1 protein-coding gene is annotated in these 260 nt (G+C 57.3%); it reads right to left on the minus strand.

What is annotated here, in order from left to right:
* On the minus strand, positions 1 to 234 hold a 234-nt coding region (locus ACSNOG_RS33550), incomplete at its 3' end, for a hypothetical protein (protein ID WP_436756444.1).
* Between the last annotated feature and the right edge of the window lie 26 nt (positions 235 to 260).

Consider the following 260-nt stretch of genomic DNA (forward strand, 5'->3'; position numbering starts at 1 on the left):
GTTCAGCATCGCCCGCAAATGCCCCTTCGCATCAACCCGGTTCAATCGGTCGGTTGATTCGATATCGCTGAGCAGGGTCATATGCTTCGCTTTATGCTCGACCTGAGGCTTCAGCGGCTGTGGGGGCTGTGCGGTCTGGCCGGGCTCCTTGGAGCCTGGAATGAACAGGAGCACCAGAAGCACTCCCAGAACCGACCCTGCAGCGATCCAAGTCCACAGTTGACGTGATTTCACATGTATTCCTCCTCACCGCCTAAGAC

This window comes from Streptomyces sp. URMC 124 (assembly GCF_051386455.1).
GTDB lineage: Bacteria > Actinomycetota > Actinomycetes > Streptomycetales > Streptomycetaceae > Streptomyces.